The organism is Streptomyces aidingensis (genome assembly GCF_900112355.1).
Lineage (GTDB): Bacteria > Actinomycetota > Actinomycetes > Streptomycetales > Streptomycetaceae > Streptomyces > Streptomyces aidingensis.
On record NZ_FOLM01000017.1, the window covers coordinates 18,176 to 36,432 of the forward strand.

An 18,257-nucleotide genomic window follows, 5' to 3' on the forward strand; every position below is an offset into this window, starting at 1 on the left:
ACGCCGCCCGCCGTCCGGCGGCCCCGCCACCGACGGCATGCCGCAGGACACCCTGCCCGGCCTGCCACCCCCGCCGCCTACCCCGGGCGGCCCCCGCTCCGGCGGCGACGGCCCACGGCCCACGGTCGGCGTGACACCGGCCGCCCCGATGGCCGACGCCGACCGGGGGCGGCTGCTCAGCGGCTCGCACCATGACCCGCACGGGCTGCTCGGCGCCCACCGGGTGCCCGGCGGAATCCGCATCCGGGTGCTGCGCCCGTTCGCCACCCGGGTGACCGTGCTCGGCCAGGGCGCCGACACCGGGCTGGCCGCCGATCTGATCTCCGAGGGCGACGGCCTGTTCGGCGGTGTGCTGCCGCTCGACAGGCTGCCCGACTACCGGCTGCGCCTGGTCTATCCGGGGACCGGCCCGGAGACGGACGCCTCCGGGCCGGTGGTGCGGATCGTGCAGGATCCGTACCGCTTCCTGCCGGCCATCGGCGAGCTGGATCTGCATCTGGTCGCCGAGGGCCGCCACGAGCAGCTGTGGCAGGCGCTGGGCGCCCGGCCCATGACCCACCAGGGGGTGCCCGGCACCCGGTTCACCGTCTGGGCGCCGAACGCCCGCGGGGTGCGGGTCACCGGCGAGTTCTGCTTCTGGGACGGCACCGCCTTCCCCATGCGCTCCATGGGCTCCTCGGGGGTGTGGGAGCTGTTCCTGCCCGGCATCGGCCCCGGCACCGTCTACAAATTCGACATCCACACCCCGGACGGGCGGCACACCCTGCGCGCCGACCCGCTGGCCCGGCGGGCCGAATGCCCGCCCAACACGGCCTCGATCGTGCACGACTCCGGCTACGAGTGGGGCGACGCCGACTGGATGGCCACCCGGGGGCGGCGCTTCAACCGCACCGCGCCGGTCTCCGTCTACGAGCTGCATCTGCCCTCCTGGCGCCCGGGGCTGTCCTACCGGGAGCTGGCCGAGGAACTGCCCGGCTATGTGCGGGACCTGGGCTTCACCCATGTGGAGCTGATGCCGGTCGCCGAGCACCCGTTCGCCCCGTCCTGGGGCTACCAGGTGACCGGCTACTACGCCCCGACCGCCCGGCTGGGCACCCCGGACGACTTCAAATACCTGGTGGACGCCCTGCACCGGGCCGGCATCGGGGTGCTGATGGACTGGGTGCCGGCGCACTTCCCCAAGGACGACTGGGCGCTGGCCCGGTTCGACGGCACGCCCTGCTACGAGCACCCGGACCCGCGGCGGGCCGAGCACCCCGACTGGGGCACCCTGGAGTTCGACTACGGCCGGCGCGAGGTGCGGAACTTCCTGGTGGCCAACGCGGTCTACTGGTGCCAGGAGTTCCACATCGACGGCCTGCGGGTGGACGCCGTGGCCTCCATGCTCTACCTGGACTACTCCCGCGAGGAGGGCCAGTGGGTGCCCAATGAGCACGGCGGCCGGGACAACCCGGACGCGGTCTCCTTCCTCCAGGAGATGAACGCCACCCTCTACCGGCGCTGCCCGGGGGTGGTGACCATCGCCGAGGAGTCCACGGCCTGGGACGGCGTCACCCGCCCCACCCACATCGCCGGCCCCACCGGCACCGGCGGTCTGGGCTTCGGCTTCAAGTGGAACATGGGCTGGATGCACGACTCGCTGGTCTACATGTCCAAGGACCCGGTGCACCGCAAGTACCACCACAACGAGATGACGTTCTCCATGGTCTATGCCTACTCGGAGAACTATGTGCTGCCGATCTCGCACGACGAGGTGGTGCACGGCAAGGGCGCCCTGGTGTCCAAGATGCCCGGCGACTGGTGGCAGCAGCGCGCCAATCACCGCGCCTATCTGGGCTATATGTGGGCCCACCCCGGCAAGCAGCTCCTCTTCATGGGCTCGGAGTTCGCCCAGGGCGCGGAGTGGCGGGTGGACGAGGGGCCGCAGTGGTGGGTGCTGGACCCGGGCTACTCGGCGGCCGGCGACCACGGCGGCGTCCGGGACCTGGTGCGGGAGCTGAACCGCGTCTACCGGGCCACCCCGGCGCTGTACCAGCGGGACACCGACCCCGGCGGCTTCGCCTGGATCGACGCGCACGCCGCCGACGACAACATGCTGGCCTTTGTCCGCCATGCCGACGACGGCCCGCCGCTGGTGTGCGTCGCCAACTTCTCCCCGGTGGTCCGGCACCGCTACCGCATCGGGGTGCCCGGCGAGTTCCCGGTCTGGGAGGAGATCCTCAACACCGACAACCTGGCCTGGGGCGGCAGCGGGGTGCTGAACCAGGATCCGCTGAAGACCGAGCAGGTGGCCTGGCAGGGCCGCCGGCACAGTGTGGAGCTGACCCTGCCGCCGCTGGCGACCGTCTGGCTGCGGCCCGCCTGAGCGGCCCGGGATCCCGTTCCGGGCGCGGCCCCGGCGCCGACGCGCGCCGGGGCCGCTTCATGTGCGCGGAGGAGGCCGGGCCGCCCCGGCATGCTCCCGATGCGCCCTGACGGCCGCTGCGCACGGGCCGACAAGCCGCCCGGAAAGCCGTACATTGAGTAGACACCGATGCCGAAACCGGGGAGCAAGCACGTGGCACCGAGTACCGCGTCAGTGATGCGTACGGGCCGGAACCGTCTGGCCGCGGCGGTTGTCCTGCACGAAGGCCGGGTGCTGCTGGTGCGCCGCAGCTACCGCGAACGCTTTCTGCCCGGGGTCTGGGGCGTGCCCTCCGGCAAGCTGGAGCCGGGCGAGCTGCCCGAGGACGCGGTGCTGCGGGAGCTCAAGGAGGAGACGGGCCTGTCCGGCGAGATCATCGGCACCGGCGGCGAGCGGACCTTCATCAGCCAGTGGAACGGCGTCACCGTCGAGAACCGGCAGCGCAACTTCCTCATCCGGCCGCTGAGCCTGGCGGTGGCGCTGCCCGAGCCCGATCAGGAGTACCGCTGGGTGCCCGTCGAGGAGCTCGACGGCTTCGGGCTGGACGACCACAACCTCGGCACCATCCGCCAGTCCCTCCCGCACCGCACCGCCGGCCCCCGGGCCTGAGACCGCGGGACATGCGGCGGGCCGCGCCGCCGGTCAGCCGGTGAGCGCGCGCAGCCGCCGGAGCGCGTCCAGATAGTCGCGGATGCCCAGGGCCCGCCGGCGCACCGGCGCCGGCTGCGGACGGCCGGCCGGCACATACACCTCGGTGCCCCGCCGGGCCAGCGCGGTCTGGAGAAAGAGCGTCGCCGTCGGCCCCCGCGGGTCCGGCTCGACCCGGTGCAGCACCTCGGCCGCCAGGGCATAGCCGGTGCCGCGCCCCAGGCGGAGCTGGGCGGTCTGGCACACCGAGGCGGGCCCGGTCCGCTCCAGCCTCCAGCGCCCCTCCTCCCGGGAGGAGGACTCCCGGTAACCGCTCATCACCATGCCCTCCCCGCCCGCGTAGGGGTTGGCGGCGAAGACCTGCATGGTGAGGCCGCCGCAGAGAATGCGGGAGGCCAGCGCGAAGCGGTGGTTGTGAATGTGGTCGGCGGCCCCCGGGCGCTGCCCGGCCCGCGGCTCCGGCAGCCGCTCCGGCCCCGCCCCGGGATCCCACAGATGGGCCCGCAGCAGATAGCGCGGCTCCTCCCCCAGCAGGATCAGCTTGGTGAAGCCCAGCGGATGACGGTCCGACAGCCGGGCCGGCTCCGCCAGGCTCTCCGGGCACTGACGCCCCTGGTGGAGCAGCGCGTCCAGCAGCCCGCGCAGCGCCTCGGGCTCGGCCAGCCGGCGCACGGCGTTCTCCGCCCCCGCCAGAAAGCCCTCCCCGGCACCCGTCCCGGCCTCGATCAGCCGCCTGGCCTCCCGCACCTCCGCGGTCATGGCGTGGTGTACGAGCGGTGGGCGTGGGCGATCAGTACCGATATCCCTTGGTACGTCATCCATATCGGACGGTGTTCCCGGTCGTCGCCCCATTCCCACACCCCTCCCCGTTGTTCGACGCGCACACGCGCAACAGCGGACCGCAGACAGGCCTCGGCGGCGCGGCGCAGCGCCGGGTCCTCCGGCGGGGCGGGCACCGCCATCAGCGCCCGCGCCACCCACCCGGCGGTGAAGTGCCGGACAAAGGTGTGGTCGGTGGGCCGGCCGGCCGCGAACCGGCGCAGGTGCTCGGTCTGGTGCGCGAACTCCCCGTGCCGCACCAGCCATTCCCTGCCCTGCTCCATCGCCTGCCGGGACCGGCGCTCCGGGCCCAGCACCGCGGTCGCCCGGGCCAGGGCCAGCACCGCCTGGGCGGTGTGCACCGGGGAGGGCCGGTCCGGGCGCAGCGGCCCGGCGTCGCCCTCCAGCGAATAGCCCCAGCAGGCCAGGCCGTCCCGCGCGGGATCGCGCAGCGCGCCCCTGGTCAGCCGGTCCCGCAGCTCCGGCAGCAGCGGGGAGCCGGGGGCCGCGCGCAGCAGCCCGCGGATGGCGGCGCCGATCACATAGGTGCGGTCCTCGCCCTCCGGATCGGCGCCCGGGGCCAGCAGCCCCTCCAGCACCTCCACGGCCTCGTCCAGCCGGGGGCGGTGCGCACCGGCCCGGCTGAGCGCGCCCAGCACCAGCGCGGTGACCTCGGGCCGGCTGACCCCGGTGCCGGTGCGGGCGGCCCAGCCGCCGTCCGGCAGCCGGAGCCGCCACAGCGTCTCCACCAGGGCGGGCTGGTCGAAACGGCCGTCGTCCGGGCCGAGGGCCAGCGCGAGATGCAGGCCGTAGGCGGTGCCGATGGCCGTGGGCGGATGCCCCGCCTCGCCCTCTTCCAGGAAATGCGGCCAGCCGGTCAGCGGGCCCAGAGCAGGGTCGTCGCAGACGGAACGGGCCCGCAGCACGGCCTCCCGGGCGCCGGCCGCCAGGCGCGGAAAGGGCTCGCCGGGCCGGGCCGGCCCGGGAATCACCGGCCCGGCCGCCCCGGCCCCGGCGGCGCCGTCCGCCGCCGGCGGCGGCCCGGCCGCCTCGTCCCGCCCGCGCCTGAGCTGCACGGCCAGCCAGACCAGCAGCCCGGTGGCCACCCCGGCCGTGCCGGCCAGGGCATAGCGGGCGGCGTCCCCGGAGAGGGAGGCGGGGAGCACCCCGAGCAGCGACTGGAACACCGCATAGGCCGCGGGCACCGGCACATAGCGGGCCAGCCTCCGGGAGAGCATCGGTGACGCCCCGTCGGCCGGGGCCTGGGCGGCAGGCGGACGCCTCGTCAGAACCGGCCTGCGCAACGCCATGTGCCTCTCCTTCCGGGCCCTCACCTGCCGCCACTTCTCCCAGTGTACGCAGAGTGACCGACACCTGGCCCGGACGTGACCGCTCCCCGCTCGCCGGTGCTCTCGCGTGCCCCTCGGTGCCCTCCGTACCGGTCGCGCGCGCTACTCGCGGTAGTACGGATCGGTCACGACGCCCGCACGGCGCTCCGCGTCGTACCGGTAGACCTCCCGGCCGGCCACATAGGTGCGCACCGCGCGGCTCATCACATCCAGCGGATCGCCGTCCCAGAGCACGATGTCCGCGTCCAGCCCCGGCCGCAGGGCGCCGACCCGGTCGGCCAGACCCATCATCGCGGCCGGGTTGACCGTGATGGCGCGCAGCGCCTCGCCGCGGTCCATGCCCTCCTTGACCGCGAAGGTCGCCTGGTGCACCAGGAAGTGGACCGGCACCACGGGGTGGTCGGTGGTGAGGGCGACCTGTGCCCCCGCCCGGGCCAGAATCCCCGGGTTCTGGATCGTGCGGTGCCGCAGCTCCACCTTGACCCTGCTGGTCAGCAGCGGCCCGCTGATGACCGGGATGCCGCGCCGGGCCACCTCGTCCGCCAGCAGATGGGCCTCGGTGGCGTGATTGATGATCAGGCGGTAGCCGAACTCGTCCGCCAGCCGGATCGCGGTGGCGATGTCGTCCGCCCGGTGGGTGTGCTGGCACCACGGCAGTTCCCGGTCCAGGACCCGGACCAGCACCTCCAGGGCCGGGTCGCGGTCGAAGGGCTTGCCCTCGGCGCGGGCATGCTCGCGCCGCGCCCGGTAGTCCTGGGCCCGGCTGAACGCGTCCCGGATCACCGCGGCCACGCCCTGCCGGGTGGCGGGCAGCCTCTTCTGCTCGCCGTAGACCCGCTTGGGGTTCTCGCCCAGCGCGCTCTTGACGCTGCACGGCTGGCGGATCAGCATGTCGTCCACGCTGCGCCCCCAGCACTTGAGGGCGACCGTCTGCCCGCCGATCGGATTGGCCGATCCCGGCTTGATCACGGCGGTGGTGACCCCGCCGCTCAGCGCGTCGGCGAACCCCTGGTCCGCGGGGTTGATCGCGTCCAGCGCGCGCAGCATCGCGCCGTTCGGATCGGTCTTCTCGTTGGTGTCGTCCCCGGCCCAGCCCTCGGCCTCCTCGTGGATGCCGATGTGGCCGTGCGCCTCCACAAAGCCGGGCAGCACCCACCGGCCGGAGGCGTCCACCACCTCGGCACCCTCGGGTACCGGCACCTCCCCGTCCGCTCCCACCGCGACGATCTTCCCGTCACGGATCACCACGGTCCCGCCCGCGACGGGATCGCCGTCCACGGGCACCACATATCCAGAAGTGATCGCAAGATCCATGCCCCAGAACCTAACCGACGCCCCGCGCACCGGCCCAGGACTTCCGGGCCGGTCTTTCCGCCTGCCCGGACGCCGGCCGGCCGTCAGGCCTCCCCGTCGCCCCGCGTCTCCAGGCGGGCGAGTTTGTCGGGGTTGGTGACCAGATAGACGCCGGAGACCTGGCGGCCCTCGGCGTCGAGGTCCATCACCATCACCGCGTAGGGCGAGCCGTGGGTGAACACCACGGCCGCCGCGTCGCCGCCCACCGAGCGGTGGCGGATCTCCAGGCCCTCGGGCGGGCGGGAGGCGTAGCCCGTCAGCGCCCGGGCGACGCGTTCCCGGCCGTGGACCGGGCGGAGGGCGGAACGGGGGGCCTTGCCCCCTCCGTCCGTCCAGAGCGTCACCTCGGGGGCGAGGATCTCCATCAGCGATGCCAGATCGCCCCCCATCGCCGCCGCCACGAAACGCTCCGTCACCTGCTGCCGGACGCGCGGACGGGCCTGGTAGCGCGGGCGGCGGGCGTGGACATGGGCGCGCGCCCGGCGGGCGATCTGGCGCACGGCCGGCGCCCTGCGCTCCAGGATCTTTGCGATCTCCGTATGCGGGTAGCCGAACACCTCGTGCAGGATGAAGACCGCCCGCTCCAGCGGCGAGAGCGTCTCCAGCACGACGAGCAGGGCCATGGAGAGGGATTCGGTGCGCATGGCGTGCGCGGCGGCGTCGGCGCTCTCGCCCGCCGCCGGCCCGTCCGGGGCGACCAGCGGTTCGGGAAGCCACGGCCCGACATAGGTCTCGCGGCGGCGGCTCACGACGGCGCGGTGGGCCAGCGCGTGGTTGACCGCGATGCGCACCAGATAGGCACGGGGATTGCCGATCTCCTCCCCCGCCCCGGCGGCCCGCCCCTGCCGTCCCGCCCAGGAGAGCCAGGTCTCCTGGAGCACGTCCTCGGTGTCGGCGATGGAGCCGAGCATGTTGTAGACGATGGAGAACAGCAGCTCGCGGTGGCGGGTGAACACCTCGGTCGGGGTGCCGCCGTGGGTGCCCCCTCGGGAGGCCCCACGGGCGTCCCCGTGGGAGTCCCCCTCGGTGTCCCGCTCGGCGGTCCGGCTGTCGGACATCTCGTTCCTTCCCTCGCGCTCCCCCTCAAGAGGGTGCACGCCCCCGGAGTGTGACATCCGCCGCTCCCCGGGACGGGACGTCACACCCCGGCGCCCGGTCCCCTCGTGAAGGGGTGAAACGCACCACGGGGAAAACGGAGGAACCCGTCATGAAGCTGATCATCTTCGGCGCCAACGGCCCCACCGGGCGGCTGGCCACCGCCCGCGCCCTGGCGGAGGGCCACCGCGTCACCGCCGTCACCCGCCGGCCCGCGGACTTCCCGCTCAGCGGTCCGCGCCTTCGGGTGACGGGCGCGGACGTGCTGGACGCCGCCGCCGTGGAGGAGACCGTCGCCGGGCACGACGCGGTGCTCTCCGCGCTCGGCGTCCCCTACGGCCGCGAGCCGGTCGCCGTCTACTCCCGGGGCGCCACCCACATCACCGAGGCCATGGCCAAGCACGGCGTCCGCCGCCTGGTCTGCATCACCTCCACCGTGCTGTTCGATGTGGAGCCGCCCGGCGAGGGCCTCTTCTTCCGCAAGGTGCTTGAGCCCTTCATCGTGCGCTTCATCGGCCGGACCGTGTACGAGGACATGCGGCGGATGGAGGCCGTGCTGCGGGAGAGCGGTCTGGACTGGACGGTGATCCGCCCGGCCGGTCTGTTCGACGCCGAGGACGTCAGCGCCTACCGGGTGGCCGCCGAGCGTCTGCCGGGCCGCTTCACCTCCCGGGCCGATCTGGCCGACGCCCTGCTGCGCCAGGCCACCGATTCCGGCGGGCGCCATGTGCGCGCCTTCATCGACGTGCGGACCACCGAGGGCACGCCGAGCCTGATCGGGGTGATCCGCCGGGAGGCGTTCGGCTCCCGCGCCTGAGCGAGCGACGCACCCGCCCGCCGTCCGGGTCGCGGTGGCCGGTGCGCGCGGCGGGGTCACCGGGCCGGTCACGACGTCCTGTTGACGATCACAGAAGGGGTGGAGGCTCGTGCGTGGCTCGGCGTGGCGGGGAGGGCGGCGACGGCCGCACCGGCGGCGGGCGGGCGGATCGTAGGGTGGGTGGGGTGATCGGATACGAGGATGTGAAGGGTGCCGCCGGGCGGGTCGCCGGCCGGGTGCGGACGGTGGCCGTCGCGCCGGCACGGCCCGGAGTCTGGTTCGCGCTGGAGTTCCTCCAGCACACGGGGACGTTCAAGGCCCGGGGAGCGCTGAACTTCACGGCCGCGCAACTGGAGGCGGGAGAGATGCCCGCGGCGGGCGTGGCCATCGCCTCCGGCGGGAACGCGGGCCTGGCCTGCGCCTGGGCGGCGCGGGCGGCCGGGGTGCCGGCCACGGTCTTCGTGCCCGAGACGGCACCGCCGGTCAAGGTCCGCAAGCTGCGCGGGTTCCAGGCCGATGTCCGGCTGGTGGGTCAGGAGTACGCACAGGCCGCGGACGAGGCCCGGCGGTGGAGCGCCCGGAGCGGGGCGCTGCTCTCCCACGCCTATGCGCATCCGCTGATCGCGGCCGGGGCGGGGACGCTGATGGAGGAGATCCATGCCGCGCTGCCGCAGGTCGACACCGTGGTGGTGGCCGTGGGCGGCGGCGGGCTCTTCGCGGGTGTGGCGGCCTCGGCCGCCGAGCACGGGGTGCGGGTGGTGGCCGTGGAGCCGGAGGGCTGCCGGGCGCTGAACGCCGCGGTGCGGGCCGGAGAGGTGGTGGACGTGCCGGTGGCCTCGGTGGCGGCGGACAGCCTGGGCGCCCGGCGGGTTTCCGAGGACGCCCTCGGCTGGGCGCTGCGGGGTGATGTCCGCCCGGTGCTGGTGAGTGACGAGGAGATCGTGGCGGCCCGGCGGCGGCTGTGGGCGGAGCACCGGATCGCGGTCGAGCACGGCGCCGCCGCCGCGTCGGCGGCGATCGACGCCGGGGTGTATGTCCCGGCCGAGGGGGAGACGGTGTGCGTGGTGCTGTGCGGGGCGAACACCGATCCCTCGGACCTGACGGGCTGAGGCCGCCCGCCGCCGCCCCTGCCGGGCGCCGGGCAGCGCGCAGACCCGGCACATCGGGCACCCGGCACATCGCCCGGCAGATCACCGCGCATCCGGAGGACCGCCGCCGCCGCGGCCCCGCCGCTTGCCCGGCCCGCGGCGGTGCGGCCCACCGCGCGGGCCCCGGCTCCGGTGCGGTGGGCGGCCGGGACGCCGGTTTCCCCCGCCTTATTACCCGCTGGTAGTCAGCGAGTGGGCAGCGGCACTCAGTAGACGGCTTCGGATTCGTCCATGCGGTGCTGCGGCACGGTCTTCAGCTCGGAGGTGGCGTCGGCCAGCGGCGCCATCACGATCTCGTTGCCGCGCAGCGCCGTCATGTTGCCGAACTCCCCGCGGTGCGCGGCCTCCACCGCGTGCCAGCCGAACCGGGTGGCCAGCACCCGGTCGTAGGCGGTCGGGGTGCCGCCGCGCTGCACATGGCCCAGGATGACCTGGCGCGCCTCGGTGCCCAGCCGCTTCTCCAGTTCCACCGCCAGCCGGTTGCCGATGCCGGTGAAGCGCTCGTGCCCATAGGCGTCGATCTCGCCGCGCTCGTACGGCATGGTGCCCTCGGCCGGACGGGCCCCCTCGGCCACGCACACCACGGCGAACTTCTTGCCGCGGGCGAAGCGTTCCCGCACCATCTCGCACAGCCGGTCGATCTGGAACGGCCGCTCCGGGATGCAGATGCCGTGCGCGCCGCCCGCGATGCCGGCCTCCAGGGCGATCCAGCCCGCGTGCCGCCCCATCACCTCGACCACCATCACCCGCTGGTGCGACTCGGCGGTGGTCTTCAGCCGGTCGATCGCCTCGGTGGCGACCATCACCGCGGTGTCGAAGCCGAAGGTGCGGTCGGTGGCGGAGATGTCGTTGTCGATGGTCTTGGGCACGCCCACCACCGGGATGCCGGCCTCGGAGAGCATGTGCGCGGCGGTCAGGGTGCCCTCGCCGCCGATCGGGATCAGCGCGTCCAGGTTGAGGTCACGGCGCAACTGGTCGGCGTTGGCGGCGGCTTCGCGCAGCTTTCCGCGCTCCAGCCGGCTGGAGCCGAGGATGGTGCCGCCGCGCGCCAGGATGCCGCTGACCGCGTCGATGTCGAGCTTGCGGTACCGGGCTTCGAGAAGGCCCTTGAAGCCATCCTCGAAACCGATGACCTCGTCCCCGTGGTCCACCACGGCCCGGTGCACGACGGACCGGATGACGGCGTTGAGGCCAGGGCAGTCGCCGCCCGCGGTGAGAACGCCAATACGCATGGACTCTCTCTCCTGCCTGCATAGGGGAAAGCTGGGAGGCCGCGCCATCGGGGCCGCCCTGTGTTACCGGGAGCCGCACCTGATTGTTTCACGCCATGAAGGCGGCGCCGAACACCCGCGCCCCGGCCCATCGGGCGCTCCGCCGTGCACCCCGGGTACCGTCAAGGGTGTCACCGATGACGGATCGGGTGAAGCCACGGCCGGGTGAACAGCGCCGGGCCGTTCCGCTTGCGTGAGGAGAGAACGCACGTGTCGCGCAGCGTGTACGTGACGGGCATCGGCCGGGGAGACGGCCGGCAGGTGGTCGAGCTGGGCATCATGGAGCTGCTCACCCGCCAGGTGGAGCGGGTCGGGGTCTTCCGCCCGCTCTCCCACGGTGACCGGGACCCGGTGGTGGAACTGCTGCGGGGCCGCTTCCGGCTCGGCCGGCCCGCCGCGCCGGCGATCGGGATGAGCTATGCCGAGGCCGCGGCGCTCCAGGCCGAGCGCGGCTCCGACGAGCTGGTGGCGCGGCTGGTGGACCGGTTCCACCGGGTGGCCAGGGAGTACCGGGCGGTCCTGGTGATGGGCACCGACTACGCCGACACCGGTCTGCCGGCCGAGCTGGCGCTCAACGCCCGGCTGGCCAACGAGTTCGGCGCGGTGGTGCTGCCCGTGGTCAGCGGCCGGGGCGAGGACGCGGAGCAGCTGGTCGCGGAGGTGCGCAACGCCCATCACGCCTATACCTCGCTGGGCTGCGACGTGATCGCCACCATCGCCAACCGGGTGCGCAGCGAGGCCGCGCTGGAGGCGGCCCGGACGCTGGGCCGCCATCTGCCGGAGCCGGTGTTCGTGATCCCGGAGGAGCCGGCGCTGGCCGCGCCGACCGTGGCACAGGTGGCCGAAGCGGTGGGCGCCACGGTGCTGCTGGGCGACCAGACCGGCATGGCCCGGGATGTGCGCGGTTTCGTGTTCGGCGGCGCCTCGCTGCCCACCTTCCTCAACGCCATGACCGAGGGCTGCATGGTGGTGACCCCGGGGGACCGGGCGGATCTGGTGGTGGGCGCGCTGGCCGCGCACTCGTCAGGCGCCACCCCGGTGGCCGGGGTGCTGCTGACGCTGGGGCTGAACCCGGGCGAGCAGACCATGCGGCTGGCGCACCGGCTGGCCCCCGGCACCCCGGTGCTGTCGGTGCCGGGCGGCTCCTTCCCGACCGCGGCCGAGCTTTTCGACCTCGAAGGCAAGCTGACCGCGGCGACCCCCCGCAAGGCCGAAATCGCCCTCGGTCTGTTCGAGAAACATGTCGACACCGCGGTGCTCACCGACCGGTTGTCCGTGGTCCGGACGGACCGGGTGACGCCGATGATGTTCGAGCACCAGCTGATCGAGCGGGCCCGGGCGGACCGCCGCCGGCTGGTGCTGCCGGAGGGCACCGAGGAGCGGGTGCTGCGCGCCGCCGAGGTGCTGCTGCGCCGCAATGTGTGCGATCTGACGCTGCTGGGCGAGGACACCACGATCCGCCGCAAGGCCGGTGAACTGGGCCTGGATCTGCCGCTGCTGGCCACGGACGAGGTGGCGGGCGACCCGTCCGCGGCCACCGCCCGGATCGTCGATCCGCAGGACTCGCCACTGCGGGAACGTTTCGCCGAGGTCTACGCCAAGCTGCGCGCCCACCGCGGGGTGACCTATGAACTGGCCTACGACGTGGTGACGGACGTCTCCTACTTCGGCACCCTGATGGTGCACGAAGGGCTGGCCGACGGCATGGTCTCCGGAGCCGAGCACTCCACCGCCGCCACCATCCGCCCGGCCTTCGAGATCATCCGCACCAAGCCGGGCGCCGCGATCGTCTCCTCGGTGTTCTTCATGTGCCTGGCGGACCGGGTGCTGGTCTACGGCGACTGCGCGGTCAACCCCGACCCGGACGCCGCGCAGCTCGCCGACATCGCCATCCAGTCGGCCGCCACCGCCGCCCAGTTCGGGGTGGAGCCGCGGATCGCCATGCTGTCCTACTCCACCGGCACCTCGGGCACCGGCGCGGACGTGGACAAGGTCCGGGAGGCCACCGAGCTGGTGCGCACCCTGCGCCCGGACCTGAAGGCGGAGGGCCCGATCCAGTACGACGCCGCGGTGGAGCCGACCGTGGCCGCCGCCAAGCTGCCGGGCTCGGAGGTGGCCGGGCAGGCGACAGTGCTGATCTTCCCGGACCTGAACACCGGCAACAACACCTACAAGGCCGTGCAGCGCTCGGCGGGCGCGGTGGCGGTCGGCCCGGTGCTCCAGGGCCTGCGCAAACCCGTCAACGACCTGTCGCGCGGCGCGCTGGTGCAGGACATCGTCAACACGGTGGCGATCACCGCGGTGCAGGCGCAGCAGCATCGGCCGGCCGCCGGCCGGCCGGCGGAGGCATGAGCGGAGGGCATGGCGATGAGGGCATGGCGATGAGGGCGAAGGAGAAGGGCCGGTGACGGTGAACGGTCCGGACGCGAAGTCCGGGAGGGCCCGGAGCGGCGGAGCCGGCTGGGTACTGGTGCTGAACTCGGGTTCGTCCTCGGTCAAGTACCAGCTCATCGACATGGCCGACGGCTCCCGGCAGGCGGCCGGGCTGGTGGAGCGGATCGGCGAGCGGACCTCCCGCCTGGTGCACACCGGGCACGGCGGCGACGGGCGCCGGCCGCAGCGGCGGGAGACCGAGGAGCCGTTCCCGGACCATACCGCGGCGCTGAAGGCGGTCGCCGCCGAGCTGGCCGCCGACGGCATGGGCCTGGACTCCCCCCGGCTGGCGGCGATCGGCCACCGGGTGGTGCACGGCGGCACCCGCTTCACCGACCCGGCGCTGATCGACGACGAGGTGCTGGCCGAGATCGAGCGCCTGGTGCCGCTGGCCCCGCTGCACAACCCGGCCAATCTCACCGGCATCCGCACCGCGCTGGCGCTCCGCCCGGCGCTGCCGCAGGTGGCGGTCTTCGACACGGCGTTCCACGCCACCATGCCGGAGCACGCCTGGCGGTACGCGGTCGACACCGCCACCGCCGACCGCCACCGGATCCGCCGCTACGGCTTCCACGGCACCTCGCACGCCTTCGTCTCCCGCCGCACCGCCGGGCTGCTCGGCCGGGACATCGGCGAGGTGAATGTCATCGTGCTGCATCTGGGCAACGGCGCCTCCGCCGCGGCGGTGGCCGGCGGGCGCTGCGTGGAGACCTCCATGGGTCTCACCCCGCTGGAGGGACTGGTGATGGGCACCCGCTCCGGCGACATCGACCCGGCGGTGGTGTTCCACCTCGCCCGGGTGGCCGGGATGACGACCGGGGAGATCGACGAGCTGCTGAACAAGCGCTCCGGGCTGGCCGGGCTGTGCGGGGACAACGACATGCGGGAGATCCGCCGGCGGATCGAGGCCGGCGGCCCGGACGGCGAACGGGCCCGGCTCGCCTTCGACATCTACATCCACCGGCTGCGCAAGTACATCGGCGCCTATGCGGTGGTGCTGGGCCGGGTGGACGCCATCGCGTTCACCGCCGGGGTGGGCGAGAACGACCCGCAAGTGCGGCGGGCCGCGGTGGCCGGGCTGGACCAGACCATCGGGGCGGCCCTCGACACGGAGCGGAATGCCGAGAGCAGCACTCGAGCCAGGCTCATTTCCCCGGAGTACGCTCGGGTGGCGGTGGCCGTCGTGCCCACCGACGAGGAGCTGGAGATCGCCGCCCAGACCTACGAACTGGTAACCCGCTAGCCGTTTGTCCGTTGCCCACCAGCCGCCCCCGTGATTATTCCGCTCGTGAACAAACGATAGGATCGCCCCCATGCGCCGTTCCAAAATCGTCTGCACGCTGGGCCCCGCCGTCGACTCCGCCGATCAGCTCAAGAACCTGATCGAGGCCGGGATGAACGTGGCCCGTTTCAACATGAGCCACGGGTCGCACGCGGAGCACGAGGAGCGGTTCCACCGCCTGCGTGCGGCGGGCCGGGAGACCGGCCGGGAGATCGGCACCCTCTTCGATCTCCAGGGGCCCAAGATCCGGCTGGCCACCTTCGCCGAGGGCCCGGTGGAACTGGTCCGCGGGGACACCTTCGTCATCACCACCGAGGACGTGCCCGGCGACAAGACGATCTGCGGCACCACCTACAAGGGCCTGCCGGGCGATGTCGCCAAGGGCGACCCGGTGCTGATCAACGACGGCAATGTGGCGCTCCAGGTGACCGAGGTGGACGGCTCCCGGGTGCACACCATCGTGATCGAGGGCGGTGTGGTCTCCGACCACAAGGGCATCAACCTGCCCGGCGCCGCGGTCAACGTCCCGGCGCTGTCCGAGAAGGACATCACCGACCTGGAGTTCGCGCTCGGCCTGGGCTGCGACATGGTGGCCCTGTCCTTTGTGCGCAGCGCGACCGATGTGCGGGACGTCCACCAGGTGATGGACCGGGTGGGCCGGCGGGTGCCGGTGATCGCCAAGGTGGAGAAGCCGCAGGCGCTGGAGAACATGGAAGAGGTCGTGCTCGCCTTCGACGGCGTGATGGTGGCGCGCGGCGACCTGGCGGTGGAGTACCCGCTGGAGAAGGTCCCGATGGTGCAGAAGCGGCTGATCGAGATGTGCCGCCGGAACGCCAAACCGGTGATCGTGGCCACCCAGATGATGGAGTCGATGATCACCAACTCCCGGCCCACCCGTGCGGAGGCCTCGGACGTGGCCAACGCCATCCTGGACGGCACGGACGCGGTGATGCTGTCGGCGGAGTCCTCGGTGGGCCAGTATCCGATCGAGACGGTGCGCACCATGTCGCGGATCGTGGAGGCGGCCGAGCAGGAGCTGCTGTCCAAGGGGCTGCAGCCGCTGGTGCAGGGCAAGAAGCCGCGCACCCAGGGCGGTTCCGTGGCGCGGGCGGCGGCCGAGATGGCGGATTTCCTGTTCGCCAAGGCGCTGGTGGCCTTCACCAAGTCCGGCGACACCGCGCGGCGGCTGTCCCGCTACCGGGCGGCGCAGCCGATCCTGGCGTTCACCACCGAGGAGGCCACCGCCCGGCAGCTCTCGCTGAGCTGGGGCGTGGAGTGCTTTGTGGTGCCGCACGCCAACAACACCGACGAGATGGTGCAGTTGGTGGACCGTGAGCTGCTGCGGCTCAACCGCTGGCAGGAGGACGACGTGATGATCATGACGGCCGGCTCGCCGCCCGGCGTGGTCGGCACCACCAACATGGTCCGGGTGCTGCATCTGGGCAAGGACGGCTGACCCGCCGCCGCACGCCCTTGTCCCGGTACCCCGGTACCCGGGGCGGCGGGAGGGGCCGGGTGGATGCGGCGGCCGGCGGCGGCGCCGCATCCACCCGGCCCCTTCGCATGCCCGGTGGTCATCCGATGGCGGGATGACGACGGTCCGGCGCCGGGTCTTCGCGCGTCACGACCGCGTGATGTAGTTGCGCATGCCCCTGGGGAAGTTCAGCGTGCCGCCGAACTGACCGGCCTGGGTGACGGTCACGTCGGTGAAGTGCGCGACCGGGATGTCCAGCGGCGGCTCGTGCTGCGGATCGAAGACAATCGGTATCAGGCCGAACAGATTGCCCTCCAGCCGCTCGGTGTACATGGTCACCGTGCCGTTGCGGAAGGTGGAGTTGGAGCCCTTGGTGGCCTGCACGTGGTACCGGACGCCGTCGGCGCCGTGGACTATCTGGTGCAGGTCGCCTATGTCCAGTTTCTCGGCGGTGAACTTCAGCGCCTGCTTGGTTCCTCCGCTGGAGGTGGTCACATTGACCACGCCGTGGTACTTCAGGCCGCGCAGGGTCAGATAGGTGGCCTCCAGGTACCAGGGGTGGTCCGCGACCACCACGGCCACATCCGTGCCGGCCACCTGCCGTTCCACCGGGCAGGGGTAGGGCACCCTGCCCTCGGCGTCCGGGGCGAAGGGATCGGTCTGCTCGGCCGCCGGCGCCGCCGCGGGGGCAGCGGGCGCCTCCCCGGCGGGCTCCTCCCCGGCCGCCGGTGCCGGGTCCCCGGCGGCCTCGCCGGCCGCCCCGCCGACGGATCCGCTCTCCTGCTTCTGCCGCTGCTCCGGCGCTTCCCGCCGCCGCTCCGGCTCCTGCCGCGCTTCCGCCGGCTCCCGCTCCGGCTCGGGCTCGGGCTCGGCGGCGGTCTCACCGGTCAGCCCGGCCGAGGTGACCAGTCCGGCCAGCCCGGTGCCCAGATCCTCCAGAGCCTGGCCGACGCCCAGCGGATCGAGCGGATGGGCGCCCTCCGCCTCGGCCGTCTCCTCCGCGGCGCCGCTGCCGCCCCCTGCCGCCGACTCCTCGTCACCGGACTCGGGTTCCGGCTCCGGCTCCGGCTCGGGCTCCGGTTCCGGTTCCGGCTCGGGCTCGGGCTCCGGCTCGGGCTCGGGCTCCGGCTCGGGTTCGGGCTCCGGCTCGGGTTCGGGCTCCGGCTCCGGCTGCCGCGCGCCGGCCGGTTCCGCTCCCGGTTCCTCGGCCGGGTCCGGCTGCGCCACGCAGGGCCCGTCCTGGAAGGGGTTGTCCGGATGCTGGTCTGCCTTGGCCAGCGGAGAGGTGAACCCCATCCCCATGATCACCGCGGAGGGCATCGCCGCCAGCGCCACGGCCTTGCTCACGGGCATGTGAAGCCGCTTCCGCAAAGGTTTGCGCGAGGTGCCGGCCGAGCGGCCGGCGCCGGCGTTCTCCTCACTGGGCACCGTGCTTCCCCTCCGTGTCGTCCGCTGTGGTGGCCTCCTCGGCCGCCGGCCCTCGGCCCTGCGCGCCGCCGATGCCGAAGTCGGCCAGCGCGCTGCCGGTGCCGGGGGCCGCGGCGCCCGGCGTCCGCCAGTCGCCGGCCGTGTCCGCCGCCGTGTCCTCCTCCGCCGCCGCGCCGTTCTCCTCCGTGTCCTCCCCGCGGTCACGGCCCTCCAGCTCGGCCTTGCGGTCGCCCGGTACCCAGGCCAGGCTCATGCCGCCGCCGGTGAGGCCGAGCAGGAAGCCGATCAGGAAGCCGCCGATGTTGGACACCGGGATGGAGACCAGCGACAGCACCAGCGTGGCGATTCCGGAGAACACCCGGGTGGTGGGCTGGAACCACATGGAGAAGCCCAGGGTGATCAGCAGGACACCGATCACCAGCGAGCCCGCACCCGCCGTGGTGGCGATCCGGATGGTCAGATCGCCCATGCGCAGATTCGCATACGGGAAGTAGAGGATCGGGATGCCCGCCAGGATGGTCCAGAACCCGGCCCAGAACGGCCGCTGCCCTCTCCAGTGCCGGAAGCCGCGGCGGGCCCGGGTGACACGGGAGGGCGGCGTCCCGGCCGCGTCGGCGGTGGTCATCGATGGGGTGGTGGTGCTCATGGCGCGTGCTCCCTGGATGCACGGAACGGCGGCAGCGTGCGAGTAGCGCCCGGTGCGGCGGACGGCTGACGGCGGAGGAACGAAGGGGTG

The 18,257-nt window shown here is 73.4% G+C and carries 14 protein-coding genes; 7 read left to right on the forward strand and 7 right to left on the reverse strand.

Going from position 1 to position 18,257, the window contains the following annotated elements; all coding sequences use genetic code 11:
* Nucleotides 1-148 precede the first annotated feature (148 nt).
* Nucleotides 149-2,365 carry a 1,4-alpha-glucan branching enzyme gene (gene glgB / locus BM242_RS23785; protein ID WP_342747003.1) on the forward strand — a complete coding sequence of 739 codons (2,217 nt, stop codon included), beginning with the start codon at nucleotides 149-151 and terminating at the stop codon, nucleotides 2,363-2,365.
* A 216-nt stretch (nucleotides 2,366-2,581) separates the two neighbouring features.
* Complete coding sequence (locus BM242_RS23790; RefSeq protein WP_093840974.1) at nucleotides 2,582-3,013, forward strand: NUDIX hydrolase; 432 nt, start codon at nucleotides 2,582-2,584, stop codon at nucleotides 3,011-3,013.
* 33 nt (nucleotides 3,014-3,046) lie between these two features.
* Here the strand turns inward: BM242_RS23790 and BM242_RS29630 are convergent, their stop codons facing one another.
* The 4 genes from BM242_RS29630 to BM242_RS23810 form a co-directional block, all read right to left on the reverse strand.
* Nucleotides 3,047-3,811 carry a hypothetical protein gene (locus BM242_RS29630; protein WP_093840975.1) on the reverse strand — a complete coding sequence of 255 codons (765 nt, stop codon included), beginning with the start codon at nucleotides 3,809-3,811 and terminating at the stop codon, nucleotides 3,047-3,049.
* The gene (locus BM242_RS30555) at nucleotides 3,808-5,181 is read right to left on the reverse strand and encodes a prenyltransferase/squalene oxidase repeat-containing protein (protein WP_245834460.1); all 1,374 of its coding nucleotides are present in this window, start codon (nucleotides 5,179-5,181) and stop codon (nucleotides 3,808-3,810) included. The genes BM242_RS29630 and BM242_RS30555 overlap by 4 nt, the downstream gene beginning before the upstream one ends.
* 141 nt (nucleotides 5,182-5,322) lie before the next feature.
* Nucleotides 5,323-6,534: an amidohydrolase gene (locus tag BM242_RS23805; RefSeq protein ID WP_093840976.1), complete on the reverse strand. Its 1,212-nt coding sequence runs from the start codon at nucleotides 6,532-6,534 to the stop codon at nucleotides 5,323-5,325.
* 83 nt (nucleotides 6,535-6,617) lie between these two features.
* Entirely contained in the window at nucleotides 6,618-7,631 is a 1,014-nt protein-coding gene (locus BM242_RS23810) for a sigma-70 family RNA polymerase sigma factor (RefSeq protein ID WP_093840977.1), read from the reverse strand.
* A gap of 149 nt (nucleotides 7,632-7,780) precedes the next feature.
* On the opposite strand from BM242_RS23810, the gene BM242_RS23815 reads away from it, so the two are divergent.
* Together BM242_RS23815 and BM242_RS23820 are read left to right on the forward strand one after the other, a co-directional pair.
* Nucleotides 7,781-8,485 carry an NAD(P)-dependent oxidoreductase gene (locus tag BM242_RS23815; RefSeq protein WP_093840978.1) on the forward strand — a complete coding sequence of 235 codons (705 nt, stop codon included), beginning with the start codon at nucleotides 7,781-7,783 and terminating at the stop codon, nucleotides 8,483-8,485.
* Nucleotides 8,486-8,670: 185 nt separating this feature from the next.
* Nucleotides 8,671-9,594, forward strand: a complete 924-nt coding sequence (locus tag BM242_RS23820; protein ID WP_093840979.1) for a serine/threonine dehydratase — start codon at nucleotides 8,671-8,673, stop codon at nucleotides 9,592-9,594.
* Nucleotides 9,595-9,839: 245 nt separating this feature from the next.
* Here BM242_RS23820 and BM242_RS23825 read toward each other — a convergent pair whose 3' ends face one another.
* Nucleotides 9,840-10,865 (reverse strand): 6-phosphofructokinase, encoded by a 1,026-nt coding sequence (locus BM242_RS23825; protein ID WP_093840980.1) that lies wholly within the window; start codon nucleotides 10,863-10,865, stop codon nucleotides 9,840-9,842.
* Nucleotides 10,866-11,114: 249 nt separating this feature from the next.
* On the opposite strand from BM242_RS23825, the gene pta reads away from it, so the two are divergent.
* The 3 genes from pta (at nucleotide 11,115) to pyk (ending at nucleotide 16,075) form a co-directional block, all read left to right on the forward strand.
* Entirely contained in the window at nucleotides 11,115-13,256 is a 2,142-nt protein-coding gene (gene pta / locus BM242_RS23830; protein WP_093840981.1) for a phosphate acetyltransferase, read from the forward strand.
* Nucleotides 13,257-13,308: 52 nt separating this feature from the next.
* Nucleotides 13,309-14,580, forward strand: a complete 1,272-nt coding sequence (locus BM242_RS23835; RefSeq protein ID WP_245834462.1) for an acetate kinase — start codon at nucleotides 13,309-13,311, stop codon at nucleotides 14,578-14,580.
* A gap of 70 nt (nucleotides 14,581-14,650) precedes the next feature.
* Nucleotides 14,651-16,075: a pyruvate kinase gene (pyk, locus tag BM242_RS23840; RefSeq protein ID WP_093840982.1), complete on the forward strand. Its 1,425-nt coding sequence runs from the start codon at nucleotides 14,651-14,653 to the stop codon at nucleotides 16,073-16,075.
* Between the two features lie 165 nt (nucleotides 16,076-16,240).
* On the opposite strand, the gene BM242_RS29635 is transcribed toward pyk, so the two are convergent.
* Both BM242_RS29635 and BM242_RS23860 read right to left on the reverse strand, forming a co-directional pair.
* Nucleotides 16,241-17,446, reverse strand: a complete 1,206-nt coding sequence (locus BM242_RS29635; RefSeq protein ID WP_175541552.1) for a hypothetical protein — start codon at nucleotides 17,444-17,446, stop codon at nucleotides 16,241-16,243.
* Between the two features lie 64 nt (nucleotides 17,447-17,510).
* Complete coding sequence (locus tag BM242_RS23860) at nucleotides 17,511-18,167, reverse strand: DUF6114 domain-containing protein (protein ID WP_245834464.1); 657 nt, start codon at nucleotides 18,165-18,167, stop codon at nucleotides 17,511-17,513.
* Between the last annotated feature and the right edge of the window lie 90 nt (nucleotides 18,168-18,257).

Excerpts from the sequence above, each read along its gene's own strand:
- BM242_RS23860 (WP_245834464.1), bottom strand. The coding sequence starts at position 18,167 with ATGAGCACCACCACCCCATCGATGACCACCGCCGACGCGGCCGGGACG.
- BM242_RS30555 (WP_245834460.1), bottom strand. The coding sequence starts at position 5,181 with ATGGCGTTGCGCAGGCCGGTTCTGACGAGGCGTCCGCCTGCCGCCCAG.
- BM242_RS29630 (WP_093840975.1), bottom strand. The coding sequence starts at position 3,811 with ATGACCGCGGAGGTGCGGGAGGCCAGGCGGCTGATCGAGGCCGGGACG.
- BM242_RS23815 (WP_093840978.1), top strand. The coding sequence starts at position 7,781 with ATGAAGCTGATCATCTTCGGCGCCAACGGCCCCACCGGGCGGCTGGCC.
- BM242_RS23810 (WP_093840977.1), bottom strand. The coding sequence starts at position 7,631 with ATGTCCGACAGCCGGACCGCCGAGCGGGACACCGAGGGGGACTCCCAC.
- BM242_RS23825 (WP_093840980.1), bottom strand. The coding sequence starts at position 10,865 with ATGCGTATTGGCGTTCTCACCGCGGGCGGCGACTGCCCTGGCCTCAAC.
- BM242_RS23790 (WP_093840974.1), top strand. The coding sequence starts at position 2,582 with ATGCGTACGGGCCGGAACCGTCTGGCCGCGGCGGTTGTCCTGCACGAA.
- pyk (WP_093840982.1), top strand. The coding sequence starts at position 14,651 with ATGCGCCGTTCCAAAATCGTCTGCACGCTGGGCCCCGCCGTCGACTCC.
- BM242_RS23805 (WP_093840976.1), bottom strand. The coding sequence starts at position 6,534 with ATGGATCTTGCGATCACTTCTGGATATGTGGTGCCCGTGGACGGCGAT.
- glgB (WP_342747003.1), top strand. The coding sequence starts at position 149 with ATGGCCGACGCCGACCGGGGGCGGCTGCTCAGCGGCTCGCACCATGAC.
- BM242_RS29635 (WP_175541552.1), bottom strand. The coding sequence starts at position 17,446 with ATGCCCGTGAGCAAGGCCGTGGCGCTGGCGGCGATGCCCTCCGCGGTG.